This is a genomic window from Vibrio sp. B4-6 (genome assembly GCF_963888245.1).
Lineage (GTDB): Bacteria > Pseudomonadota > Gammaproteobacteria > Enterobacterales > Vibrionaceae > Vibrio > Vibrio anguillarum.
This window is the reverse complement of the sequence record NZ_CAWPIM010000067.1, coordinates 1-19,598: the sequence shown is the minus strand read 5'-3', so window position 1 is coordinate 19,598 and position 19,598 is coordinate 1. Positions and strand designations below refer to the sequence as shown.

The window sequence follows — 19,598 nt, the reverse complement described above, 5'->3', positions numbered from 1 at the left end:
GGGAGAAAAGAGCCGTGTAGCAGCGAGTTAATGAATTGATTAACTAAGGGCAAAGGGATAGGTGTATGGAGGTTTTCCTATCCATATTTGCCTGATAAACAAAGGAGTATTGAGCATAACTGCACACGGCAAAAGTGTTGCTAGCGGGGACAAGGCAAGGAACTGTCCCCTTAGCGACCTTACTTCAGGAAACCGAGCTCACGCATCAGATCACCCATCTCTTTCTCTTGGGCTTCTAAGAAGGCGTAAAACTCTTTATCCGCTTGATAGTTATCGATCCAACCATTGCGGTCGCGGACGATTTTCCATTCATCGGTGGTGTACATTTTCGCTAATGCTGCGTTCCACTGATCAATCTTCTCTTGGCTGATCCCTGGGGCTGCGAAGAAGCCGCGCCAGTTAGCAAAGACGGTTGGGTTGCCATAGTCAGTTAATGTTGGAATATTCGGGGCAGATTCCAAACGTTTAGGGGCGGTGATCGCCAAAATTTTCACTTGGCCAGACTTGGACATTTCAAGCACTTCACCTAAGCCTGTTGAAAGCAGTTGTGTTTCACCAGAAAGCAGTGCCGCCATGGCTTTGCCACCCGCGTCATAGGCGATGTAGCGAACTTCTTTTGGATCCAACCCTTGCCCTTTGAAGGCGGCCGCGGCGACTAAGTGATCCATACTGCCACGAGCAGAACCGCCAGCGACTTTGACTTTACGCGGGTTGTCTTTGAAATCGGCAACCGCATCTTCCCACGTTTTGTATTTTGAATCGCCCGCAGCAACGATAGCGCCATAATCAGAAACGGTGGCGGCAATCGGTGTTAAATCGCGGAAGGATTGTGGAAAAACACCGGATAAAGAACGAACCACAATCGGTGTAGAGTTGACCATCAAGGTATCTTCTTGGCGGTCTGCGGTTTCAATTAAGTGTGCAATCGCTTTACCACCACCGCCACCGGATAAGTTTTGGTAAGACACATTGCCGACAATGTCGGTTTTCATCAGTACATCACCTGTACCACGAGCCGTCATGTCCCAACCACCACCCGCGCCACCGGGTACTAAAATGTGAAGTTTCTCAATATCAGCGGCGAAGCTGCTAATAGAAAAGGTTGCAGCCAGAATGGATGCAGTGAGGGTTGGTTTGAACTGCTTAAACATATTCACGTTCCTTATGTAGGGCGCATCTTCATCTTTACCTTGGAGCGTTTGTTACTGAATGCTACAGGCGGAGATAGGGTGCTTATCGTTGTTATCATGACTGCATCAATGATCTAATGCAGATACGTTAAGTTAATAACCTGTTACAGGTTTGTCTCTAATGCGTAGATAAAAACAATATAGGGCATAAAAACGTTTTTGTTCATAAAGTTCACGGCGTTATTTTGCTGCGTTGTGTGACGAGTCTTCGTTAGCGTCTTGTCTCACTATCTACGAGCAGCAATCGGGTGTTATTCATTGCAAATTGCGCGGCTAAGGCGTCATTACCTTGTTGAAGTAAGGTCGTGATACTGGGCAGCAGCAAGAAAAAGATCAAAGGTTCGGGATATTGGGCTTGCCATTGATGACGCTCATCTAACACATGCCCTTCGAAGTAGACGGTGAGTACCACACTGTCCGATGAAAAGTGCGATCCATGGAACCGCCCTAAAGTATGCGTCGAGCCCCATATTGAACTCAGTGGTCGCTCCGATGTGCTTTTAAGATAGAGATCAACAGCTACACTTTGCGATTGAGAACCTTGCGGTTGAGAATATCGATGAACCGTTAAGCGCTCACCCGAATACTTGCCTTGCTGGAAAGGCAAATAACCTAAGTTGTTCGGTGTTACACGGCCATCGTTTGCACACATTTGAACCGAATCGGACATTTGCTGGCTGCTGTACAATTCACAAGCAAATTGAGCAACAAGTTGCTGTACTGCGCTTTGAAATAAGCGAGCATCAAATGAGTGCTCTTGCTCAATGTGTAAATTTAATTCAGGAAAAACAATAGGTAACTGGTTTGTTAGCGCGTTGAGGTCATTGATCGTAACCGATTGATTCTGCTCTATTGCCGTGCGAATAATATTTGGGTTGTCTGCCAATGAAAGATCATTTTCAGAATAGATCGCCTCACTCAGTAGTGGGTAGCTGCGCGGATTTTTCGGTTTACTGTTGTAAGCAATGCATCCAGATAAGAGCAACGAGCAGGCGAGAGCGTAACCAAAAGGAGAGTGCGTGATTCTCTTGCAAATATTCATAAGTGACGGCCGTGTCATCGGTAATGGGTTGCACTGCTTATTCTATCTGCGAAATCGACACTTTTCTCTTTTCAAGCTCACAGAGTTTTATCTTCTTCTGGTTCAAATTTAATCATTAAGTTTCTTATACATTAGTCTAATGTGTCGACAATTTTATTGATTATCGATGGTTTTATGGTCTATTTTAACAATAAGTTTTAATGATTGTTAACACATATAAGTGTGTGAGTGCTTTGCGTCTCAGCATGAATCCAACCTGTGAGCGATAACAAGATGAATAGTGCACTAACACTAAACAGTACTGATACAAAATCACACGCTGTTGAACGAGAAAAAGAGAACACCAAATCGGAAAACCTTACGGAGTATCTGATTGAGGCGATTGTTGAAGGGCGTATAGCACCGGGCAGCAAGATTTCAGAACCCGAACTCGCCAAACGTTTTCAAGTCAGCCGTGGGCCACTGCGTGAAGCGATAATGCGTGTGGAAGGCTTGGGGTTGATCGAACGTGTTTCACATGTGGGCGCGCGAGTCATTGAGTTGTCACCCGGTAAGTTGGTAGAGCTTTATGCAGTACGCGAAGCGTTAGAGGGTATGGCGGCAAGGTTAGCGGCGCGCAACATTTCGCCCTCTGAATTACAAGGGCTAGAGGCATTATTGTCGACACATTCGAATCATATTGAGCAAGTCGAAGGGGCTTCCTATTTTCATCAACACGGTGATTTTGACTTTCATTACCGCATCATCAAAGCCAGCCGTAATCATAAATTAGTGACTTTATTGTGTGATGAGCTCTATCACTTACTGCGCATGTATCGTTATCAATCGCCACGCTCACATTCACGTCCGAAGGAGGCGTTGGATGAGCACAAATACATTCTACAAGCGATCAAAAACGGCGATGAAGAACTGGCTGAGATGTTGATGCGACGCCATATTTCGGGCAGTCGAATCTTGATTGAACAGCAGATAGTAAAAGAGTAAGCCACAGGGCTGTGGGTAGAAAATAATCATGCCTGCAATGAAGCAAACCAAGAACCACGCATAGAGCGGCCTTGAATAAGGGCGATAACCAAGCGACTGATTAGGAGAATCTCATGAGCTTAAGTCAGGGGGCGAAATTTAGACTCGCTGTTCAACAAAATGATCCACTGCAGATTGTCGGCACGATCAATCCCTATTGCGCAATGATGGCCAAACGTTTAGGCCACCAAGCCATTTATCTGTCGGGTGGTGGCATCGCTAACGCTTCGTATGGTTTGCCCGATTTAGGTATCACCACATTAAATGACGTGCTGGTGGATGTTGAGCGCATCACCAATGCGTGTGATTTGCCTTTGTTGGTGGATATTGATACCGGTTTTGGCGGTGCATTTAGCATTGCTCGCACTATCAAAGCGATGGAAAAAGCGGGCGCTGCTGCCGTGCATATGGAAGATCAAGTTGCGCAGAAACGCTGCGGGCACCGCCCTAATAAAGCGATCGTCAGCCAGCAAGAGATGGTTGATCGCGTAAAAGCCGCGGTAGATGCACGAGTGAACCCAGAGTTTGTGATCATGGCGCGCACCGATGCGTTAGCGGTGGAAGGCATTGATAGCGCCATTGAACGTGCCATTGCTTGCGTGCAGGCCGGAGCCGATATGATTTTCCCCGAAGCGATGACCACTCTTGAGCAGTACGATCGTTTCTCCACCGCGCTAAGCGCAGCTTGTGGTAAGTCAGTGCCGATTTTAGCCAATATTACTGAGTTTGGGCAGACGCCGCTCTACCCATGTGCAGAACTTGCTCAAGTGAAAGTGGATATGGTGCTTTACCCATTGAGTGCGTTTCGTGCGATGAATAAAGCGGCTGAGAATGTCTATCGTCATTTATTAGAGCAGGGCAACCAACAAGCTTTGCTCGATAGCATGCAAACCCGTAGCGAGCTGTATGACTATCTCAATTACCACGATTACGAAGATAAGCTCGACGAGCTTTTTTCATCAAAGGAATAATAAAAACAAAGGAAAAGGAGTTCAACATGTCAAACGCACCACTGGGCGGCGCAGGTCTGCGCGGTCAAAGCGCGGGAGTCACCGCTTTATGTACTGTCGGAAAAACTGGGACGGGTCTAACTTATCGAGGTTATGACATCACCGATCTTGCCAACCATGCACAGTTTGAAGAGGTCGCTCATCTGTTATTGATTGGCCATTTACCTAATCAAAGTGAACTTGACCAGTACAAAACCCGCTTAATGGGATTACGAGGTTTACCGCAGCCGTTAAAAGCCGCGCTAGAGCTGCTGCCAGCCAGTACACATCCAATGGACGTAATGCGCACTGGCTGTTCAGTTTTAGGCAACCTTGAAACCGAGCACAGTTTTGCTGAGCAGTTGAGTGCGACCGAACGGATGTTGGCACTTTTCCCCGCTATTATCTGTTATTGGTATCGTTTCAGCCACCAAGGCATCCGGATTGACACTGAAGATCAAAGCGAAGCATGCATTGGTGGCTATTTCTTAAAAATGCTGACAGGAAAAGCACCGAGCGAGCTGCACAAGCAGGTGATGCATTGCTCATTGATTCTGTACGCAGAGCATGAGTTTAATGCATCAACGTTTGCCGCGCGCGTCTGTGCTTCTACGCTGTCAGATATTCACTCTTGCGTAACCGGGGCGATTGGCACACTGCGTGGCCCGTTGCATGGTGGAGCCAATGAAGCGGCGATGGCGATGATTGAACGCTGGCAAACACCGGACGAAGCTGAGGCCAATATTCTGCAAATGTTGGCTAATAAAGACAAAATTATGGGTTTTGGCCATGCTATTTATCGTGAAAGTGACCCGCGTAACGCATTGATCAAACGTTGGTCAAAAGCGTTATCTGAAGCGGTGGGTGATACGCATTTGTACGCGGTATCAGAACGTGTTGAAGCGGTGATGAAACGTGAGAAAGGCCTATTTTGTAATGCGGATTTCTTCCACGCTTCGGCCTACCATTTTATGGGCATTCCTACGCCATTATTTACCCCTATTTTTGTAATGAGTCGATTAACCGGCTGGGCCGCTCATGTGTTTGAGCAGCGCGCTAATAACCGAATTATTCGCCCAAGTGCCGATTATGACGGCCCTGAACATCAAGAGTGGATATCAATAGAGCAGCGTTAATGGGATGGAATCAAACCATGCTCCTTTGGTGTATGGTTTGATGGTAGGTAAAACCTAGCTCGCTAGACGATGTTTTGAATAGACAATGTTTCGAATAGACAGTTTTATGGGTGGAATTGATGAGTCATCAAACGATCAACAGCCAATACAAAAAAGTATTACCAGCGACCGCGCTGGAGTATTTTGATGCACGACAAGCGGTCAATGATATCCAAGCCGGAGCGTATGATCGGCTACCTTATACCTCACGAATACTGGCGGAAAATTTAGTCCGCCGCTGTGAGCCACACAGATTGGTTGATTCACTGAAACAGCTGATTGAGCGTAAGTGCGAGCTCGACTTCCCGTGGTATCCGGCGCGTGTGGTGTGCCACGACATTTTAGGGCAAACCGCTTTAGTGGACTTGGCGGGGTTAAGAGACGCGATCGCTCAGCAAGGCGGTGATCCATCCAAAGTAAACCCTGTGGTGGAAACGCAACTGATTGTCGATCACTCACTCGCGGTTGAACATGCCGGCTTCGAAGCTGACGCGTTTGACAAAAACCGTGCGATTGAAGATCGCCGCAATGAAGATCGCTTTCACTTCATCGAATGGTGCAAAACCGCCTTTGAAAATGTCAGCGTTATTCCGGCAGGCAATGGCATCATGCACCAGATTAACTTAGAAAAAATGTCGCCCGTCATCCAAGTGAAAAACGGTTTAGCATTTCCAGATACTTGTGTCGGTACTGACAGCCATACTCCTCATGTCGATTCATTAGGCGTGTTGGCGATTGGCGTCGGTGGGTTAGAAGCCGAAACAGTGATGTTAGGTCGGCCTTCGATGATGCGTCTGCCCGATATTGTCGGCGTTAAACTAACCGGTCAACGCCAAGCGGGGATCACTGCGACCGACATTGTGCTTGCCATTACGGAGTTCTTGCGAAATCAGCGCGTGGTATCTTGTTATCTGGAGTTTTTCGGAGAAGGCGCTCGCGCATTGACGATTGGCGATCGCGCAACGCTTTCCAATATGACACCTGAATATGGTGCAACCGCAGGCATGTTCTATATTGATGAGCAAACCATCAACTATCTCAAACTCACGGGTCGAGACGCACAGCAAGTAGCCTTGGTTGAACAGTACGCTAAGCAAACCGGCTTATGGGCCGATGATTTGATTGAAGCGCAATACGAACGGGTGCTGGAATTTGATCTCTCAAGTGTACAGCGTAATTTAGCCGGGCCTTCGAATCCTCATCGCCGCTTGCCGACAAGCGAACTGACCGAGCGCGGTATTGCGGGGGCGTGGCAAACCAAAGAAGGCGAATTACCTGATGGCGCAGTGATCATCGCCGCCATTACTTCGTGCACCAATACCAGTAATCCGCGCAATGTCGTGGCCGCCGCGTTGCTGGCGAAAAAGGCTAATCAATTGGGTTTGGTTCGCAAACCTTGGGTCAAAACCTCTTTTGCACCGGGCTCAAAAGTAGCCAAACTTTATTTAGAGGAAGCCGGCCTGCTGCCTGAGCTAGAACAGCTCGGTTTTGGCATCGTCGCTTATGCATGCACCACCTGTAATGGCATGAGTGGCGCGCTTGATCCTATGATTGAGCAGCAAATCATTGAACGCGATCTCTATACGACGGCTGTGCTATCAGGTAACCGAAACTTTGATGGCCGCATTCATCCCTATGCGAAACAGGCTTTTCTTGCCTCTCCGCCATTGGTGGTGGCGTATGCACTTGCGGGTACGATTCGTTTTGATATTGAAAAAGACGCGTTGGGAATAGATGCGCAAGGCAAGCCGATTTACCTCAATGACTTATGGCCAACTGATGAAGAGATCGATGATGTGGTGGCGCGCCATGTTAAGCCCGAACAGTTCAAACAAATCTACATTCAGATGTTTAAATTAGATGAGCACATGGCCAAACAAAAGCCACTTTATGATTGGCGCCCCATGAGCACTTATATCCGTCGTCCGCCTTATTGGGAAGGTGCGTTAGCGGGTGAACGTCGTCTGTCGGCCATGCGACCTTTGGCGATTTTAGGTGACAACATCACTACGGATCATTTATCGCCATCGAACGCTATTTTAGCGACCAGTGCCGCTGGGGAGTATTTGCTCAAAATGGGCGTTCCGGAGCAAGATTTTAACTCCTATGCCACGCATCGTGGTGACCATCTGACCGCGCAACGCGCCACTTTTGCTAACCCCAAACTGTTCAATGAGATGGTGCAAGAGGAGGGCAAAGTAAAGCAAGGCTCGTTGGCGCGTACTGAACCTGAAGGCTTGGTTACCCGCATGTGGGAAGTGATAGAGACTTATATGGATCGTAAGCAGCCATTGATCATTATTGCTGGGGCCGATTATGGGCAAGGTTCGTCACGTGATTGGGCGGCGAAAGGTGTACGTTTGGCGGGAGTTGAAGCCATTGTTGCCGAGGGGTTTGAACGGATCCATCGCACGAATTTAGTCGGGATGGGTGTTCTGCCACTGCAATTTAAAACGGGAACAGACCGCCACACACTGCAACTCGATGGTACTGAGCTTTATGATGTGGTGGGAGATATTAAGCCGAGCGTCGACTTAAGCTTGGTGATCACGCGTACGCAAGGCGCAAATAAGGGCGAACAGCAGAAGGTTACGGTGACTTGTCGTTTAGACACGGCTGATGAAGTCAGTGTGTATCAGGCTGGTGGCGTATTGCAGCGTTTTGCGCAAGATTTTCTGGCTCAATGACGCTAAGGATAAAGGAGTATCAGGTGAGTAACTCATTAAAAATTCCGGCGATGTATATGCGCGGCGGCACCAGTAAGGGCGTGTTTTTTCGGCTTGAAGATTTACCCAAAGAGGCTCAGCAAGCGGGAGAAGCGCGAGATCAACTGCTGTTGCGAGTCATTGGTAGCCCCGATCCTTATGGCAAACAAATTGATGGCATGGGCGGCGCAAGTTCTAGCACCAGCAAAGCCGTGATTCTCTCCAAAAGTGAGCAAGCCGATCACGATGTGGATTACTTGTTCGGCCAAGTTTCGATAGACAAAGCGTTTGTAGACTGGAGCGGCAACTGCGGTAACCTTTCTGCGGCGGTAGGGCCATTTGCGATTCACAGCGGTTTTATCGACCCAGAACGGATCCCTAATAACGGTGTAGTGACGGTTCGCGTTTGGCAAGCCAACATTGGCAAAACCATTCTTATTCATGTGCCAATTGAGCAGGGTGAAGTGCAAGAGTGTGGCGATTTCGAACTTGATGGGGTGACTTTTCCCGCTGCTGAAATTGCGGTTGATTTTCTCGATCCTGCCGATGATAGCGGTGTGATGTTCCCAACCGGAAATGTGCTCGACCAACTGCAAATCCCTGGCATGGGAACCTTGAATGCAACGCTCATTAATGCGGGCATTCCGACGATTTTTATCGATGCTCACGACATCGGTTATCAAGGTACTGAGCTGCAAGAGGCGATCAACAATGATGATCATGCCTTGGCGATGTTTGAAGCGATTCGCGCTTATGGCGCTGTGAAAATGGGTTTGATTGAGCATATTGAACAAGCCCAACTGCGCCAACATACGCCTAAAGTAGCGTTTGTAGCAAAAGCGCAGTCCTATTTGTCATCCAGTGGTAAAGCGGTATCGGCGAACGATGTCGATATTGTGGTGCGCGCGCTGTCTATGGGAAAACTACATCATGCGATGATGGGAACGGCCGCCGTGGCCATCGCTTCAGCGACCAGTGTCCCTGGGACGTTAGTGAATATGTTGGCGGGCGGTGGAGCAAAAGAATCGGTCACTTTTGGTCATCCATCCGGTACGCTGAAAGTGGGCGCTAAAGCCGTTTTACGAGAGGGTCATTGGGGAATAGAGAAAGCCAGTATGAGCCGCAGCGCGCGGGTGTTAATGGAAGGTTGGGTGCGAGTCCATCGTTAAGCCTCAAATCATGTTAAGGGAAATGTTATGTCGGCATATTTAAAGGAATATCAATGGGCTCAATCTGAACCTGAATCATTTTGGCAGGCTCAAGCTCGGCAGATTGAGTGGTTTGAGTTTCCCCAAACTATCTTACAAAAAGATGAGCATGGCATTGAACGCTGGTTTACCGATGGTGTGCTCAATACCTGTTGGTTGGCGCTAGATTTCCATTGTGAACAGGGGCGAGGTGAGCAAACCGCGCTGATTTATGATTCCCCAGTAACCGGAAGAAAGCGTCAATACAGCTATACGCAATTACGAGATCAGGTAGCGAAAGTGGCGGGAATGTTGGCAATGCAAGGTGTTGCTAAAGGCGATCGGGTGATCATTTATATGCCAATGATCCCGGAAGCAGTGATGGCGATGCTCGCTTGTGCACGGCTTGGCGCGATTCACTCTGTCGTTTTTGGCGGTTTTGCACCCAATGAATTAGCGGTACGTATTGAAGATGCTGAACCGAAGGTGATCATGACGGCATCTTGCGGTATCGAAATCAATAAGATTTTACCCTACAAACCCTTAGTTGACCGTGCCATTTTAGACAGCAAATGGAAGCCGGAAAAAGTGGTGGTATTACAACGCTCGGAGCATGTGGCTGACTTAAATAATGAGCGAGATCTAGAGTGGAATCGAGCCGTTAAAGAAGCACCGTCGCATGATTGTGTGCCGGTTTTGGCGACCGATCCGCTTTATATTCTTTACACATCAGGTACGACAGGCAAACCCAAAGGGGTGGTGCGCGACAACGGTGGTCATGCAGTCGCGATGAAGTACTCCATGTCAACCATCTACAATATGCCTCAACAAGGTGTTTTTTGGGCTGCGTCGGACGTGGGGTGGGTAGTCGGTCACTCTTACATTGTTTATGCGCCCTTGATTCACGGTTGCACCACTATTTTGTATGAAGGTAAACCGGTACGCACACCCGATCCGGCTGCATTTTGGCGAGTGTGCCAAGAGTATAAGGTGGACGTACTTTTTTCTGCGCCTACCGCCTTTCGCGCCATCAAAAAAGAAGATCCCAATGGCGATCTACTCAAACATTATGATTTATCCACTTTAACCACTATTTTTATGGCCGGAGAGCGTCTTGACCCGCCGACACTTGAATGGGTAGAGCAACACACTCAAAAGCCAGTAGTTGACCATTGGTGGCAAACCGAAACTGGTTGGGCGATTGCTGGTAATCCGATAGGGCTTGAGTCTATGCCAATTAAAGCGGGGTCAGCAACGAAACCGATTCCTGGCTATCAGGTTGAGATTCTCAATGAGCTAGGTGAAGTGATGCCTGCCAATCAACAAGGGTTTGTGGCGTTGAAACGCCCCTTACCACCAAGTTGTTTAGCGACGGTATGGCGTGATCACGAACGATTTGAGTCCAGTTACCTTGCTCAATTTGACGGTTACTATGTTTCTGGTGATGGTGGCTATTTGGATGGAGAAGGTTATCTCTTCATCATGGGGCGAATTGATGATGTGATAAACGTTGCAGGCCATCGTTTATCTACGGGGGAGATGGAAGAAATCGTCGGTGCTCATCCTGCGGTTGCCGAATGTGCTGTAGTTGGAGTGTATGACGAGCTGAAAGGGCAGTTGCCGCTAGGGTTGGTGGTGCTTAAAGATGGCGTTAAGGTGGATGAGCGCGAGTTGGAACAAGAACTTGTTAACAAAGTGCGTAGTGAAATTGGTGCGGTAGCGTGCTTTAAGCATGCGTTAATTGTTGATCGTTTACCCAAAACGCGCTCTGGTAAAATTCTGCGTCGAGTCATTCGACAAATTGCCGATGGCGAAGAGTATGCTGTCCCTTCAACAATTGATGACCCAATGAGCTTGAGTGAGTTAGAAAAAGCGCTCCATCACTAGCGGCTACCCTATATAGTTGACGATTAATCGAGGCGCCTCAGATGAATGAGGCGTTTTTATTGCCAATTTGCAATCCGCATTTTATTTGTTTCTCTTAGTTCATCTGTCTTAGTTCTAAGACGAGATTAGCGCTCAATCGACCAAAAACACTACGCATGAAGATATATTTTTTAATCACTATCTTATAGAATCACGGCCAAAGCTTTATTCATTCAGAGCGCGAAATATGTCGTTAGTTATCATAACTCCTGCTTGTGATCGTGATTTACCGCAACTGAATCAGTTGATGTATGACCTTCATCATGAGCATCACCTTGCTTGCCCTGAGCATTTCAAAACAGCAGAAGAGATTGAACAAGAAAAAAGTATTGCTCGTTATTTAGATGATCCGGAATGTTTGGTTTACGTTGCCAAAATAGACAGTCAAATTGTGGGATTTATATCGGGTCACTTTTGCGAGTTAATTTCAAGCGTGAGCAAAGCGGTACCAATGGGCAGTATTGATGAGCTTTACGTTGAGCCACAATATCGTCAGCAGCATATCGCACAGCAGTTGTTTCAAAAAATGGAGCAGACATTAAAAGAGTACGGTATTACCCAAGTCTTTGTCGAAGTGTGGGATTTTAACCAAGGAGCGCAATCTTTTTATCAACGTTCTGGTTTTTCATCGCATATACATTGGTTAAGAAAGTCAATCGATAGCAAGTAATTCGATAATAATAATCATGGATTTTTAATGTGTTAAAACAGTTTTCATTGTTGAGTGTCTGTTTGCTGTCGTTGTTCTGGTCAAGTGTTGGTGTCGCTCAACAACCCGTAACGCTACCAGATAATATTCGTGGTGCTCTATGCCTAGTTAAAGCCGATCATAAGATCGTGCTCGTTAACGAGGTGATCACCAAGCAGATTTCATTGCCAGGAGGGACGATATCTCCCGGTGAATCTCCAGAATTGGCCGCGCAAAGAGAAACATGGGAAGAAACGGGCCTTGTTGTAACGGTAGGGCGCACGTTGGGGTATACGGATACGGCTGTCGTTTACAGCTGTCGTAGTGATTCCGATGTGATTGCTTTTGAGTCAAAAAATAGCCGTAATGGACATGAGTTGCCTATTTGGTTTGCTCCTCATTATGGTGTCGAGGTTGCTAGCGCAATGCTGATCGATCCGTATCGTATTGATGCAAGTCAGTATCGTTACCCTGAGCAATGGGATCGGATCAAAACCATGTATCAAGAAGCGGATAGCCAACCCGTGATTTATGTAGAGAATCTGGTTTCTGCTGCGCCTCGGTTTCACCAAATCGAATTAGGCTGGATGATGAAATTGCAGAATACGGTCGCGGAATGGCCGTATACGCTGAGTTCGTCGATTTATCAAATCGCAGTATGGATCACCAAATTGACGGATCCTTTATTGCTGATAGTTTTATTTCCAGTGATTGCCTGTTATCTGGGTAAAGAGTCTGTTTATAAGATATTTTTTGTGGTTACCGTGAGTTCATTATTGTCATTGGTGGCTCAGCAAGGATTTGCATTACCAAGACCTCATGCCTATATACCATTGTTGGAACTTTGCCAAAGTTACGGGTACGGTTTTCCAAGTTTACCGATTGCAGTTTGGTTTGGTGTAGGGATATCACTATTGCGAGCTTTTGATCATCTCGATTTCAACCGAATGTTTGTGGGTTTTATCGTGTTGATGGGGCTATTAATGTTGGCCAAATTCTATATTGGGGAAGCCTTCATCAGCGATATGGTGATAGGTGGATTGTTGGGCGCTCTGGTTGCGTGGCACATTGTTCGTTTAGATGAACAATCTTATACCGACGTCAGAGCACTGCTGGGTTCGCGTGGGGTATGGTGGGGTTTAACGATCACTGTTGCACTGCTGGTTATGATCTGGCCCTTGCCTAGTTTCACCGCTTGGTTAGCCATTTTGCTGACGGCATCGGCTTTAGTTATGACAAAGAGCACTGAACCACTACACATCACTCTTCAACGAATGTGGCTGCTGATCATTTTGTTATTAGCACTCAATCAAGTGGTGTTATTTGGTGCCACGCTCGTTTCATACAGCAGTATTTTCTCTTTAATGGTTGAAACGCTACGCTTGCCACTACTCATGCTCATCTTTGCATGGTTCATGAGAAAATGCTGTGCTTAACCTGGTTGTTTAGTCAACATCCCGATTAAAGACGCCTCGACTGAGGCGTCTTTAATGCCTATTCGTGAGACTCACCGAGTACAAATTTTTCTATAGCAACTGCCACACCATCGTCGTCGTTACTGAGTGTAATATAGTCGGCTAGCTGCTTCGTTTGTTCCATCGCATTTGCCATTGCAATTCCAAGTCCTGCGTATTGCAGCATGTGATGATCATTTTCAGCATCTCCCATACAAATAATGTGTTTAGCCTCGATCCCCAAGTGCTCGGCAATCGCTTTGACACCGACGCCTTTATTACTTTGTGTGTTTAAGAATTCAAGAAAGAATGGTGCACTTTGTACAATAGTAAACTGCTGATAGAGCTCCGGAGGAAGTTGTTCAATGGCTTTCTGTAGCAAGCTCGGCTCTGCCACAATCATTGCTTTGATGATGGGATGATCATCTTCAAGCTGTTCAAAATCCATTTCCGTGATCGGCAGTCCGTTGATTCTTGCTTCAAGCTCGGTATATTCACTGATTTTAGGCGTGATCAGACCATGAACTTGGCTAAAGGCGTGCGTATTCACGTTAAGTTGGTTAGCAAGGTTAGCGACTAATTTTGCAGAGCGGCCATCGATAATTTTGTGATGAATAATTTCACCACTGCCAATGTTTTGAACCATTGAGCCATTGTAGTAAAGGACAAAATCCTCATTTGAGTTTAAATGCAGTTCTTGCAACTTATCGCGCATGCCATCAATGGGACGTCCAGACGCCAGCACCACTTTTACGCCTTTTTCACGAGCTTTGGCTATAGCCTGTTTTGTTCTGGCTGTGATCTGTTTTTGGCTATTGAGAAGAGTACCGTCCATATCTAAAGCGATGAGTTTATACATGACTTACCTAAATTAAGTGAAGAAGAAAGCCAGCAGCTTATGCAAGTTGAGATGTGATCGCCACTGATTTAGTCAAATTTTTACGCACGTGATGGGTTTAGTTTGACCTAAGGCAAGGCATCTATTAAGGTCAGCGACCTGCATTTTTTGATATTGAGTTAGGCTGAGTTTACGTTGTACAAAATTAATGAAATGTTTGAGACCATTCAAGGTGAAGGCGTGCATACCGGCGTTCCTGCGGTTTTTATTCGTTTGCAAGAATGCCCAGTGGGATGCGCTTGGTGCGATACAAAGCAGACGTGGGATGCAACGCCGCAAGATGAACGCCCAATCAATGATGTGCTAGCCAAAACCCAAGATAGCCCAACTTGGTGCTCAGTCAGTGCAGAAGAGATGGTGTCGTTCTATAAAACACAGGGTTATCATGCTAAACATATTGTAATTACGGGCGGTGAACCGTGTATTTATGATCTGCGTCCACTTGCGCAAGCATTTGAGGCAATGGGATGTCACATTCAAATTGAAACCAGCGGCACATTCCCGGTTCAAACCTCGGCAAATACATGGGTGACAGTGTCACCAAAAATTGCAATGAAGGGCAAACTGCCTGTACTCGACTCAGCTCTGTTAAGAGCAAATGAGATCAAGCACCCCGTCGCAACGGCTAAAGATATTGAACAGCTAGATGCGTTATTGCTGCGAGCGCAAGTTCCTGATTCAACAGTGATTGCTTTACAGCCTATTAGTCAGAAAGAGCGGGCAACCCAATTGTGCATTGAAACATGCATTGCGAGGAACTGGCGTTTATCGATTCAAACGCATAAATATTTAAGTATTGCCTGAGGAGAGGAAAATGAAAAAAGCCGTTGTGGTATTTAGTGGTGGCCAAGATTCAACAACCTGTTTGGTTCAGGCATTAAAAGAGTTTGATGAAGTGCACGCCATCACTTTTGATTATGGCCAACGCCATAAACTCGAGATTGAGGTTGCCAGCACCTTAGCGAAAAAGTTAGGTGTAGCTGCACATAAAGTCATGGATGTCAGCTTACTCAATGAGTTGGCGATCAGTTCACTTACTCGTGACGATATTCCAGTATCACACGAGTTACAAGAGAATGGGTTACCGAACTCGTTTGTGCCGGGACGTAACATTCTGTTTTTGACCCTTGCGGGTATTTACGCGTATCAAATAGGTGCAGATGAGGTGATTACTGGTGTTTGTGAAACAGACTTTTCTGGCTATCCGGATTGCCGAAATGATTTTGTTAAAGCGATGAACAGTGCTTTGGTGCAAGGGATGGATCGCCCATTCAACATTCGTACTCCTTTAATGTGGCTAAACAAAGCAGAAACTTGGGCATTGGCGGATCAACATGATGCTCTCGAACTCATAAGACACGAAACACTGACTTGTTATAACGGTATTATTGGTGATGGTTGTGGCGATTGCCCATCATGTGAGCTACGTAAAGCGGGTTTAAACGATTATTTAGTAAACAAAGCGTTGGTGATGAATGCGCTTCACCAAAAGCAATCTGTAACTTTATGATGTATCTAATAATCAACGCATAGATCAAGTGAAATCTAAACGGGTGTTCTAGTGTTTGCGAATGGAATAGCGTGCAAATAGAACACCCATTATTTAGCTCAAGGTACTAAATAGTTCAAGGTACTAAAGGTACATTTTGGCCAAATCTGCAGGTTCTACTTCTTTACCTTCTAAGCTTGCATTCCAGTTGGTGCCAATTAATACACCATCTTCATCAAGGGTAATCAACCAATCTTCTACGAAAATATCGAGAGGGATTTCTAACACTTCGAAGTCAGACCACTCTTCAACGTTGTGAGTTTGTGCATCTTCTTTGGTTGACCAAAAGGGCATAACTTCACTACTTTCAAATTCTGTCGAGTCGCATGCCAGCCAACCATCTTCATTTTTTAAGCCCCATACTAGTTGGGTCTCTTTTGTTTGTTCAATAAACAATTCTAAGTTTGCTTGAAGGTCAGCAGTTAATTTGCTCATTATCTTTATCTCATAAGGTGATGACGCGCAAGGATAGCATTTTGTGCTAGTAAACTCATTACAATTTTAGACAGAAAAAAGGGGCGAAAACGCCCCAATCCTCGATAAATATCGATTTCAACGCTCGCGTTTGGTGAAAATGGTCCACTCTTCTTTCACCGAACCTTTGTGGCCGACGACAGTGGCGACAACTTTTCTATTCATCGCATGGCTAATATCATCATCACCATTTTCTGTCAGTTCAGTATCACCAAAACCAACAATACGGACACGAGTATGGCTAATGCCGTAACTAACAAGCGCCTTCTCGACATTATAAGCTCGGTTTTTCGATAACTCTAAGTTATAACCTGGATTCCCAACCTTACTGGCATAACCTTGTAATTCAATCGAAGCTGAAGGGTATTGCTTGAGAAAATTGGCCATTGACCGTATTTGACTTAGAAACACAGGGTTGACTGTCGCTGAATCATTCGCAAACAGAATTCTAAGCTGGAGTTGCTCTTCGGTTTTAATGAAAGTGCCACAACCATCATTATCGATCTCTGACTTCAATGGTGTTTCGGGGCACAAATCTCTGGCATTAATCACGCCGTCAAAATCATCGTCACGTAAATCGTCTATTTGATCAGCGAGTGGCATATCAATATATGGATAATCATCTCTAGCAGATGAAGTCGTCGAGGTGATAAAGAGTAAGCTCGCTATCATTGGCCATAAGTATTTCAACATGTTAGTACTCCACCGCATCATGCCACTCTTTGGGTGTATCCACTCTCAACGAACTCAACAATGACCCAGTTGCATTCATAACACGGTATTTTGCATACTGTTCATCGTATTTGGCATCGAGATAACCTTTTCTTGCTTCGAAAAGCTCATTTTCAGTATTCAACACATCCAATAGTGTTCGCTTGCCGAGCTTATATTGTTTTTCATAAGCAATAACCGTATCTGAAGCAGAATCAACATGGTCGGCTAAAAATTCTTTTTGTTGTAATGTCAAATCGAGAGCGCTCCAAGATAAACGCAACCCCTCTTCAACACTACGATAAGTCCGATCTCTTAAATCTTTCGCTTTGTTCATTTGGTAGGCAGCACTGTCGGTGCGCGCAGAATCTGAACCACCATTGTAAAGGTTGTAACGCATCCTAATCATGGCCGAGAATTCATCGCTGCTACCTTCTATCCCACCGGCATCATCACGCCATGTTTGTGCAGCTTCGAAAGATAACGTTGGGTAATTTGTTCCCTGAGTTTGTTTATATTGAAACTTTGCGGAATCAACATCGGCTTGCGCTACTTTGATAACCGGGTGATCTTGGTAGGCTTTTTCTAAAGCGTCATCAACGGTAAAAGGCAAAGCAGAATGGTCTGCTCTAGGGAAAATTAAATCTTGAGGAGGTTGACCTACCAACCGTTTAAACTGGGTATGTATATCAAACAGATTATTCTGTGCAGCTAAAAGATTGCCATGGGCTTTAGCTAAACGAGCTTCAACCTGAGAAAGATCAGCGGTTGAACCAATGCCTGATTCCACACGCTTTTGTATATCACGATATATTTTCTTATGTACTGAGAGGTTGCTTTCAGAAAGTGTCAGTATTTCAAACGCTTTCGTTGCATCGAGATACACCTTAGTGACCTCTAATGCGATATCTTGAGCGTCAGCTAAGAGTTGGAAACGAACCGATTCAGCATCAGCCGAAGTACGATCAATATCGTTTAAAGTCGAAGATCCATCCCAAATCAGTTGGGTCAAGGTAATGGTGGCTTCTTTACGGGTAAGTTCATTTTCAGTACCAGAGGCTAAATCTACCGCTTCGTAGCCAATACCAGCATCGAGATCGATCCTTGGAAGGTAAGCACCAGAAGAGGCTTCGCTATTATAGCGCTTACTCACATATTCGTTATATGCATTTTTAATATTTGGATTGGTTGCAAGCGTTATTGATACCGCTTGCTCAAGAGTCTGGCTATATACAGAGATCGGGAAGCTGAGTGCGATGGCGTAGCTCAACGTTTTCATATTCATCCAATTCACTTGGGCACTCCTCTAGGGACTTCTACTTCTTTTAAGCCGCAATAGTACGGCATTAGCTGTTTCATTATCGAGACGCTTGATGGAAAAACGCAACAAAATAACATTAAATTCTCATCAGTAAACAGTAACATATTCATTACATTCGTGATTTTAGCAAAGAATCATACACCAAATCATCAATTAACATTTATTAAACATTGTTGATTATTTTTATAATAAAGTACATCTTTAGTGTGATATTGATTCAAACTATAAATGTGTGACTTAAGTCTCCACCTACGTCACATAAGAAGGTGTAAAAATGGTTTTTCCTTTGTATTACAGGTGTTAAATGCTAATTTATTACCATTAGAAATGACAAATTACGTAGCAAAGATGTAGGAATGTAAACAGTCGCATCGTTGTGAATTCGGAAGTTATTAGAGGCATTATATGGAACTTGGTTCTTTTTCTTTAGGTACAACATTAACTTTCGGCCAGATGATCGTTGTGGATGCAAATGGCAATGTACGGGTGCTTCAGCCAGGAGAAAAAATCTTGCCTGGTGAAATAATCATCAGTGCCAGTAACGCCCCCCAAAACGATGTAGGCAATAATAATGATGTACAAATATCAAAAGTTAACGCCGATGGTCGCAACGTAGACATAACCAATGACATCAATGAAATTTTCGCAGCATTAGAGCAAGGCCAAGACCCAACACAGCTAGGCGAAGATCTTGCAACTGCAGCGGGTGAATCGAACGGTTCAAGCCCGACGGGTTCAGTCAGCATCGCTCGCGACGCTTCGGAAACCATAGCCGCAACAGAATTCTCCACGTCAGCACTCACCGCGCTAGGCCTCTCTGAAACACAAAGTTTAACGCTATTAGAAAGCTATTCTCAAAGTGCTTTAGGGTCAATTGTGACGGTCGGCTCTGTAGATGACGCGAAGAACGACGTCCTCAATACCGATGAAGACACCGCGGGCAGCATCAACGTGCTGGATAATGACACCTTCGGTGACAACGCGAGTGTGACTGGCGTGACTCAAGGTGCGAACGGCACCGTGACCTTCAATGCTGATGGCACCGTGACCTACACACCAAATGAGGACTACCACGGCAGCGACAGCTTCACTTACACAGTGACGACGGCGGCGGGCAATGTTGAAACGGCGACCGTGAATGTGACGGTCGGCTCTGTAGATGACGCGAAGAACGACGTCCTCAATACCGATGAAGACACCGCGGGCAGCATCAACGTGCTGGATAATGACACCTTCGGTGACAACGCGAGTGTGACTGGCGTGACT

At 45.9% G+C, this 19,598-nt stretch carries 17 protein-coding genes; 11 read left to right on the top strand and 6 right to left on the bottom strand.

What is annotated here, in order from left to right:
• Positions 1–179 precede the first annotated feature (179 nt).
• Both AACV20_RS15490 and AACV20_RS15485 read right to left on the bottom strand, forming a co-directional pair.
• On the bottom strand, positions 180–1,151 hold the full coding sequence (locus AACV20_RS15490; protein ID WP_017047673.1) for a tripartite tricarboxylate transporter substrate binding protein: 972 nt from the start codon (positions 1,149–1,151) through the stop codon (positions 180–182).
• Between the two features lie 250 nt (positions 1,152–1,401).
• Positions 1,402–2,232 carry a hypothetical protein gene (locus AACV20_RS15485; RefSeq protein ID WP_170907600.1) on the bottom strand — a complete coding sequence of 277 codons (831 nt, stop codon included), beginning with the start codon at positions 2,230–2,232 and terminating at the stop codon, positions 1,402–1,404.
• Positions 2,233–2,505: 273 nt separating this feature from the next.
• Here AACV20_RS15485 and AACV20_RS15480 point away from each other — a divergent pair, with 273 nt between their 5' ends.
• The 8 genes from AACV20_RS15480 (at position 2,506) to AACV20_RS15445 (ending at position 13,361) form a co-directional block, all read left to right on the top strand.
• Positions 2,506–3,216, top strand: coding sequence for a GntR family transcriptional regulator (locus tag AACV20_RS15480; RefSeq protein ID WP_026028009.1), 711 nt, complete (start codon positions 2,506–2,508; stop codon positions 3,214–3,216).
• 113 nt (positions 3,217–3,329) lie between these two features.
• A complete protein-coding gene (gene prpB, locus AACV20_RS15475; protein WP_017046149.1) occupies positions 3,330–4,226 on the top strand; it encodes a methylisocitrate lyase in 897 nt (298 codons plus the stop codon).
• Between the two features lie 26 nt (positions 4,227–4,252).
• Complete coding sequence (gene prpC / locus AACV20_RS15470) at positions 4,253–5,380, top strand: bifunctional 2-methylcitrate synthase/citrate synthase (RefSeq protein WP_170907599.1); 1,128 nt, start codon at positions 4,253–4,255, stop codon at positions 5,378–5,380.
• A gap of 119 nt (positions 5,381–5,499) precedes the next feature.
• On the top strand, positions 5,500–8,106 hold the full coding sequence (gene acnD, locus AACV20_RS15465; RefSeq protein WP_170907598.1) for a Fe/S-dependent 2-methylisocitrate dehydratase AcnD: 2,607 nt from the start codon (positions 5,500–5,502) through the stop codon (positions 8,104–8,106).
• Positions 8,103–9,293 (top strand): 2-methylaconitate cis-trans isomerase PrpF, encoded by a 1,191-nt coding sequence (gene prpF / locus AACV20_RS15460; protein ID WP_170907597.1) that lies wholly within the window; start codon positions 8,103–8,105, stop codon positions 9,291–9,293. The genes acnD and prpF overlap by 4 nt, the downstream gene beginning before the upstream one ends.
• 27 nt (positions 9,294–9,320) lie before the next feature.
• Complete coding sequence (locus tag AACV20_RS15455; protein ID WP_170907596.1) at positions 9,321–11,198, top strand: propionyl-CoA synthetase; 1,878 nt, start codon at positions 9,321–9,323, stop codon at positions 11,196–11,198.
• Between the two features lie 226 nt (positions 11,199–11,424).
• Positions 11,425–11,907: a GNAT family N-acetyltransferase gene (locus AACV20_RS15450; protein ID WP_017046144.1), complete on the top strand. Its 483-nt coding sequence runs from the start codon at positions 11,425–11,427 to the stop codon at positions 11,905–11,907.
• Positions 11,908–11,936: 29 nt separating this feature from the next.
• Positions 11,937–13,361, top strand: a complete 1,425-nt coding sequence (locus tag AACV20_RS15445; RefSeq protein WP_170907595.1) for a bifunctional NUDIX hydrolase/phosphatase PAP2 family protein — start codon at positions 11,937–11,939, stop codon at positions 13,359–13,361.
• 58 nt (positions 13,362–13,419) lie between these two features.
• On the opposite strand, the gene yidA is transcribed toward AACV20_RS15445, so the two are convergent.
• On the bottom strand, positions 13,420–14,238 hold the full coding sequence (yidA, locus tag AACV20_RS15440; protein ID WP_017046142.1) for a sugar-phosphatase: 819 nt from the start codon (positions 14,236–14,238) through the stop codon (positions 13,420–13,422).
• A gap of 192 nt (positions 14,239–14,430) precedes the next feature.
• Between yidA and queE the strand changes: the two genes are divergently transcribed.
• Together queE and queC are read left to right on the top strand one after the other, a co-directional pair.
• The gene (gene queE / locus AACV20_RS15435; RefSeq protein WP_170907594.1) at positions 14,431–15,081 is read left to right on the top strand and encodes a 7-carboxy-7-deazaguanine synthase QueE; all 651 of its coding nucleotides are present in this window, start codon (positions 14,431–14,433) and stop codon (positions 15,079–15,081) included.
• A gap of 10 nt (positions 15,082–15,091) precedes the next feature.
• Positions 15,092–15,787 carry a 7-cyano-7-deazaguanine synthase QueC gene (gene queC / locus AACV20_RS15430; protein WP_170899192.1) on the top strand — a complete coding sequence of 232 codons (696 nt, stop codon included), beginning with the start codon at positions 15,092–15,094 and terminating at the stop codon, positions 15,785–15,787.
• 123 nt (positions 15,788–15,910) lie between these two features.
• Here the strand turns inward: queC and AACV20_RS15425 are convergent, their stop codons facing one another.
• The 3 genes from AACV20_RS15425 to AACV20_RS15415 all read right to left on the bottom strand — a co-directional run bounded on the left by AACV20_RS15425 (position 15,911) and on the right by AACV20_RS15415 (position 18,305).
• Positions 15,911–16,261, bottom strand: coding sequence for a DUF2750 domain-containing protein (locus tag AACV20_RS15425; protein ID WP_013856942.1), 351 nt, complete (start codon positions 16,259–16,261; stop codon positions 15,911–15,913).
• Between the two features lie 117 nt (positions 16,262–16,378).
• Positions 16,379–17,014, bottom strand: coding sequence for an OmpA family protein (locus tag AACV20_RS15420; protein ID WP_047691416.1), 636 nt, complete (start codon positions 17,012–17,014; stop codon positions 16,379–16,381).
• On the bottom strand, positions 16,995–18,305 hold the full coding sequence (locus AACV20_RS15415) for a TolC family outer membrane protein (protein ID WP_170907593.1): 1,311 nt from the start codon (positions 18,303–18,305) through the stop codon (positions 16,995–16,997). Before AACV20_RS15415 ends, AACV20_RS15420 begins: the two co-directional genes overlap by 20 nt.
• Before the next feature lie 432 nt (positions 18,306–18,737).
• On the opposite strand from AACV20_RS15415, the gene AACV20_RS15410 reads away from it, so the two are divergent.
• On the top strand, positions 18,738–19,598 hold an 861-nt coding region (locus AACV20_RS15410), incomplete at its 3' end, for a retention module-containing protein (RefSeq protein WP_249929763.1).